Genomic DNA, 6,341 nt, shown 5'->3' with positions numbered 1-6,341 from the left:
ACCCGCCTACGTGAAACCATTCGTCAAACGCCAGAAAAATGATTCCGCCGATGCCGAAGCGATCTGCGAGGCCGCGCTGCGTCCGACGATGCGGTTCGTGCCTGTGAAGAGCGAAGAGACGCAGGGCGCGGCTATGGTGTTTCGCGTGCGCCAGCTTTTGATCCGGCAGCGGACCCAGGCCATCAATGCACTGCGAGGGCATTTGAGCGAGTTCGGGCAGGTCGCGCCACAGGGGGCGGCCAACGCGTCGAAGCTGATTGCAATAGCCACAACCATGCGAGGCTTTCGGGCGCACAAACGCGCAAGCCATTCATTGTACGGACGGTTAAACCGTTCGACTGCCTGAAGAACGGCCATAGCGCCAGAGATCAGGAACCTCCGAATGTCACGCTGCCCCATCTTCGAGGTCTTTCCTAACCGCGGTCTTCCGCCGGTCGAGTGCTGGCGTGGTACAAGACCCAGCCAAGCCGCAAAGTCTCGGCCTCGTCGAAAACCGGAGAGGTCGGGCGCAAATGTTTCGATCGCCAGCGCTGTGATCGGTCCTACACCTGGCATGGTTTGTGCCCGGCATGTCAAAGCTGCTTCCCTTGCCGCCCGGACCATTTTACGGTCAAGCTCTGCAATCCGATCTGCCAGCCCGGTGATCTGTTTCAGATACAGTTTAGCCAGATCTCGAACTTCGGCGGGCAAGGATGTGTCATCGGCCTCGACTGAGGCGGCGATCATTTCTCAAATGAACCACCCCTCTGGGCGCGACCAAGCCATGTTCGGCGAGATGCCCGCGTAGCGCGTTGATCAACTGAGTTCGCTGACCAACAAACATTTGTCTTGTCCGGAACAGCATAGCGCGGCTTTGCTGACCTTCTGTCTTCACTGCGACAAAACGCATTGTCGGGCGCAACGCCGCCTCAACGATCGCTTCGGCGTCAGCAGCATCGTTCTTCTGGCGCTTGACATAAGGCTTCACGTAAGTGGGCGGGATCAAGCGCACATCATGCCCCAGCTTCTCAATCTCCCGGCCCCAACCATGCGCTGTGGCACACGCGTCCATGGCAACAACGCACTGCGGAAATTGGGAAATGAAACCCAGGAGCTGACCACGAGAAAGCTTCTTGCGGAACAAGACAGACCCGTCGTCATTTGCGCCATGCAACTGAAATACCTGCTTTGCCAGATCAATCCCGATGATTGTAACCTCGGACATGGATGCTTCCTCCTGCTGTGATGGCTTCAACACTCATCACATTCGCACAATACGATGCCAACTGGTGGGGGCATCCACGCCATCAACATGACTCAGCTCATTTTCGCAACCAAAATAAGAGTTGATCATACTCAATCAACCTGCATAATTCTTTCTAGAATTCTGCGGAAAGCAGTGAAGGATTTACCAATGCTAGTGAATTGAGCTTTGTGGTGGCAGCGGTGTTTAGGGTAGCGGGCGGTATTTATAACGGAAGATGATTCGGCGTTGGCGATGGCCGCACTATTAATCTACGTAAGCGTTAAGATTATAACCTCTGAGAATTTCGTGTACCGCATTAGGTTGAAATTTTCCAAGAGGGCTGGGAAGTAATGATGAAAGTATCTAAGTACTTTTTTGGTGCGCTGGTTGTAATTGTTTTCCTTGGTGCATTTAGCGCCATTGAGAAGGTTAGAGCGGAAGTAGTAAATTCCAGCTCGGCCATTTTTACTATTGATGCTTGTGAGGGATATTTGAACTTTTTGGAGGGCGAGGATACCGTAACGCCCGACGGGTGCCACGAGATTGCGCACTTTCAAATATCGAATCGTAACGAAAATCTAAGACGTTATCTGGTGCTGCTAGTGTTGCAATCGGCTGAAAAATCCGCCTTGGGTGCATTGGCGGGAGCGATGCTGGCAACTATTCAGGGCAATGCTTCGGAAATGTATACAGCGTCGGTTCTGGCTGGCCGCTTTATAGCAATAAAAATGGCGTCTTCAGGTGACCTAGAACGAGCCGCACTGTACTCTCATTTATTGTCTGAAATGCAGCGTTTGTCAGTGCAAGCGATGTGTTCTGAAGAGCTCTGTAATGATATTCAAGTTGCTTCCTCCATTAAAAAAATAGTGGGAGAAAAGTTTAGTGATCTTGATATGGTCAGGTCTGATATTGTTTTATATTGCTTGCTAAGAACGGATGCATTCTTGATACCTGTACGGAAGGTTCTTGAAAGTCGCGCTTTTGCAGATTGTATTCCTTAAGCGAATGGAAGTTTCATAACGCCGTAAGGGCGGTATCTGAGGCTGATCTTCTCCCTAAAAATTCATAAATTCTACGGAGGATAAGTGGTGGGAAAAAGACCTATAACTCCAAAAAAAGATTTCACGCACGGTATGGGGGTGCCTGTAGCTTCTTTGGGTATTGCAGATCCGGTTCCTCCGGCCCAGGCTGTGGCTGAAGCGGGTAGAATGATGGCGTCAGCCTTAGGGTCAGGATGCATTGATTTTCAACGCGCTGCGTGATTCACGGCTCGGAAAATGGAGCAGTGACATGAGCAACCTTTACTGGCTGGCCGACGAGCAGATGGCCAAACTTACCCCCTTTCTTCCCGAAGTCCCACGGCAAGCCACGGGTCGATGACAGGCATGTGTTGAGCGGGATTATCTTCATCAATCGCAATGGGTTGCGCTGGCGAGATGCGCCTGTTGAATACGGCCCGCACAAGACGCTCTACAACCGCTGGAAGCGGTGGAGCGACAAGGGCATCTTCGCGCAGATCATGGCCGGTCTGGCTGCCAAGCACGGCGAACAGAAGACCGTCATGATCGACGCGACGTATCTGAAGGCGCACCGAACAGCGACCAGCATGGCCGTCAAAAAGGGGGGCGTGGTCGTCTGATCGGTCGAACCAAAGGGGGCATGAACACGAAGCTCCACGCCATCTGCGACAGCCAGGGACGCTCGCTGAACTTGTTCGTGACCGCGGGACAGGTCAGCGATTACATCGGAGCCCGTGCATTGCTGGGCAGTTTGCCCAAGGTGGACTGGCTGCTAGGAGATCGTGGCTATGACGCCGATTGGTTCCGAGAAGCATTGAAAGACAATGGGATACGCGCCTGCATCCCAGGTCGAAAGCAGCGCAAGAAAACTGTCAAATACGACAAGCGGCGCTACAAACGGCGCAATCGGATCGAGATCATGTTCGGAAGGCTGAAGGATTGGCGGCGTGTCGCGACACGATACGACCAATGTCCGAAGGTCTTCCTATCCGCCATCGCCCTCGCGGCAACCGTCATCTATTGGCTATGAGTCCTGAGCCTTCTGTATCTCGAGTTTGCTAACTTAACCCCCGTCAGCCACCTTTGCCGAGGTTGCTGACGGGGCGGTGTATGGCGTCTGAGCCTTGTGGCAAGACCACGTTTTCTAGCGAGCCAGCACCGTCTCTCTTCATCGTCTCGAACAGTTGAATGCGGCCGGTCTGGACCGCGGAGCAGAAGGAAGAGGGTATGAACAAAGTATCACACGAGCAGATCATCGGCATAGACGTCAGCCGCGATTGGCTTGACGTTCATTGTCTGCCGGAGACTCGTAGGTTGCGGCTCCCAAACAGCGATGAGGGTCACGCGCAGCTTGTTGATCTGGCACAATCAACGCACGCGCTTGTTTGTTTTGAGGCGACTGGAGGGCAGGAATGGCGTCTGTGGACCGCGCTGGATGCAGCCGGCATATCGACTCGGCAATTGCCGCCAGCTCAGATTAAAGCCTTCGCTGCCAGCCGTGGCACACGCGCCAAGACGGATCGGATCGACGCGGAACTCATTGCGCGCTTCATGGCATTTCGACCAGACGCGGGGCGCGAACTGCCACATGGGAAATTGCGCCTTCTCAGAGCCTTGGCATCAAAGCGAGCGCAACTTGTCGAGACGCGCAAGAGACTTCTGGCGCAGATCAAGGCGCATGAGAAGTTGGGAACGGATGGGATTTTCACTGAAGTTGATGCTGAGCTGAGGGAGCTGTTGGATCGGCAGATCGGTAAATTGGAAGATCAGATTGCGCAGACCATCGCCGCAGATCAGGGCCTTGCAAAAACCGCTGATATCTTGCGTTCTGTCCCTGGGATTGGCCCCGTTGCCAGCACTATTCTGATCGCGGAAATGCCCGAACTGGGCCAACTCTCGGGAGAACAAGCTGCTGCGCTCACGGGCCTGGCTCCCATTGCTCACGATAGCGGTGCGATGCGCGGCAAGCGCGTCATTGGTGGCGGACGGCGACAGGTACGACACGTCATGTTCCAGGCTGCTCTGGTCGCGAGTCATCACAATCCGCATCTCAAGATCTTCGCAGATCGTTTGCGTGACGCAGGCAAACCACACAAAGTCATCATCACAGCAGTCGCTAGAAAGCTCGTTACAATCGCGAACGCACTCCTAAAATCTCGGCAAAACTGGTCGGCTCAGACCGCCTGAGAAATACAGTTGCTTCTGTATCTCGAGTTTGCTTTTGATCCGGTCACATCATCAGAGCCCCGACTACTTCAAATCGCTTCTAGAACCCTGCAATCCGGTCGATGACCCAAAACGCGGCCAAGCTCCCGATGCCGTAGCTGGCTACGCGCTCAAGCTGTCCGGCTCGGTCTTTGATTGCTGGATAGGCCTGTTGGACCGCGAAGCCAACTGCCAGTACCACAGCGATAAACAGAATCTGGCCGAGTTCCACGCCGATATTGAAGGCAAACAGAGCCACCGGAATATCGCCTTCGGGCAGGCCGATTTCCCGCAGGGCCCCGGCGAAACCCAATCCGTGAATCAAGCCGAAGGTAAAGGAAACCGCCCATGGGAAGCGCATCGTCAGTGGATCGCGCTCTTCCGGTCGTTGCGACATCTCGAAAGCGAGAAACACAATCGAGAGCGCAATCACCGCTTCGACAGGTGGCGACGGGATGTTCAGCCAACCGAGCGTCGCCGCGGCCAGGGTTACACTGTGGGCAATCGTGAATGCCGTAATCGCCCAGAACAGTCGCCCGCACCCTGGGATCAACAGCACAAGAGCAAAAACGAACAACAGGTGATCAACGCCCTCCAGAATGTGCGTCACCCCAAGCGCAACGTAGCTGGTAATGATGTCGAGAACCCTCTGGTTCTCCGGCACTTCAAACGCGGTTTCGGAGGGCGTGAGGCGATAGACCTGCGTCCGGCCGGGTTCCAGTTCATACCGAACCAAGGTTTCCGTGCGGGTCTGGTCGAGGCCGGCGATTTCGATCACACCGCCATTCAGTCCGCCTGGGCAGGTCGTGACCCAAGCCGTTGTCCAGGCCCGCCCATCGAAGATCGGCTCTGCAGGTGGCTCGTGCGAGCAATTCTCTGGTAGGCGCGCCTCGATGGGCATCGGCCGACCTTTCACATCTGGTGCGCGCCAGGTTACGCGCCAGCGCTCCTGCCCGAGCGAGGCAAGTTCAAGATACCCGGGATCGAGTGCGTGGGCCGAAGCGGAACCCGGCAAACAGGTGGCTAGGACAACAATCAGGGCGGACAGGAGTCGGGTCATTGGCTCAGCACCGTATCGGCATCGGGCAGGCTGACCGGGTAACGATCCAGAAGTGCCTGACCGAAAGCTTCGCTCATTTCCTTCATTCTTTCGGCAAGCCATTCTGCTCTGACGCGGTCCCGGATTTCCCGCAGCGGCGGTAGCGCCGCGTCCTCCCTGTCAATCACTCGTACCAAGTGCAGGCCGTACCCGCTTTGAACCGGGCCGTGCCATTCTCCGATGGGCATGTCCTCGAGGGCCACGTGAAACCCATCTCCGAATGTCCGGCCGATCACCGGTGCGGGCGACATCGACAGGCTTGGCGGCAAAAGGCTTGCAGCCCCTAATGTCCAAGGGTCAGCGCCCCTGTCTAGCAAGGCGAGAACCTCTGAAGCCTCGCTTTCCGGTGGCAGGATGATGTGCTCAAAGGTAAAGCGCGCTGATCGCGTGAACCGGTCCGCGTTGTTGTCCAGATAGGCCTGGAGCGTGACGTCGTCGGGTTCCAAAGTGGCAGCGCCTGATTCCGCCAGATAGCGCATCTTTTGGTGCAGCCGTTGCCGGATTACTGCGTCCCCCCGGTCCAGCCCGAGGGCCAGCGCCTCGCGGACATTAACCTCTTCCAGGGCCCAGGACCGCATCAGGTGGTCGAGTTCTGTTGCTGTCGGTGCGCGGTTCCAGGTTGCGGTAAAGTTTTGCACCAAACGGTCGGCGTCGGTCTCTGTCAGAACAATGGCATCAAGCGCAGGGGCAGTTGCATCGTCCTCGACCACCCCGTAGCAGACAAAAATCAGCGCACCGATCACAAAGAAATGGACGAGGGGAGAAAAGAAAAAATTTCGCGGAGTCATCTGGT

4 protein-coding genes and 3 pseudogenes are annotated in these 6,341 nt (G+C 55.7%); 4 read left to right on the top strand and 3 right to left on the bottom strand.

Annotation, left to right across the window (positions count from 1 at the left end; translation table 11 throughout):
• A pseudogene (locus tag ACR0LZ_RS20785) lies at window positions 1–265 on the top strand (IS110 family transposase); the annotation flags it as partial.
• On the opposite strand, the pseudogene ACR0LZ_RS20780 reads toward ACR0LZ_RS20785, so the two are convergent.
• Window positions 253–1,204, bottom strand: a pseudogene (locus ACR0LZ_RS20780) (IS110 family RNA-guided transposase); the annotation flags it as partial. The pseudogenes ACR0LZ_RS20785 and ACR0LZ_RS20780 sit on opposite strands and share 13 nt — an antisense overlap.
• Before the next feature lie 374 nt (window positions 1,205–1,578).
• On the opposite strand from ACR0LZ_RS20780, the gene ACR0LZ_RS20775 reads away from it, so the two are divergent.
• The 3 genes and pseudogenes from ACR0LZ_RS20775 (at window position 1,579) to ACR0LZ_RS20765 (ending at window position 4,431) form a co-directional block, all read left to right on the top strand.
• Complete coding sequence (locus tag ACR0LZ_RS20775; RefSeq protein ID WP_480752133.1) at window positions 1,579–2,226, top strand: hypothetical protein; 648 nt, start codon at window positions 1,579–1,581, stop codon at window positions 2,224–2,226.
• 289 nt (window positions 2,227–2,515) lie between these two features.
• A pseudogene (locus tag ACR0LZ_RS20770) lies at window positions 2,516–3,274 on the top strand (IS5 family transposase).
• Window positions 3,275–3,432: 158 nt separating this feature from the next.
• Window positions 3,433–4,431, top strand: a complete 999-nt coding sequence (locus ACR0LZ_RS20765; RefSeq protein WP_480752132.1) for an IS110 family RNA-guided transposase — start codon at window positions 3,433–3,435, stop codon at window positions 4,429–4,431.
• A gap of 79 nt (window positions 4,432–4,510) precedes the next feature.
• Here the strand turns inward: ACR0LZ_RS20765 and ACR0LZ_RS20760 are convergent, their stop codons facing one another.
• Both ACR0LZ_RS20760 and ACR0LZ_RS20755 read right to left on the bottom strand, forming a co-directional pair.
• Entirely contained in the window at window positions 4,511–5,509 is a 999-nt protein-coding gene (locus ACR0LZ_RS20760) for a HupE/UreJ family protein (protein ID WP_480752131.1), read from the bottom strand.
• Entirely contained in the window at window positions 5,506–6,336 is an 831-nt protein-coding gene (locus ACR0LZ_RS20755; RefSeq protein ID WP_480752129.1) for a peptidyl-prolyl cis-trans isomerase, read from the bottom strand. Before ACR0LZ_RS20755 ends, ACR0LZ_RS20760 begins: the two co-directional genes overlap by 4 nt.
• Window positions 6,337–6,341: the final 5 nt, after the last annotated feature.

Source organism: Ruegeria sp. CI1 (genome assembly GCF_056536925.1).
The sequence above is the reverse complement of the archived record's forward strand: the minus strand, read 5'-3'. Positions and strand labels throughout refer to the sequence as shown.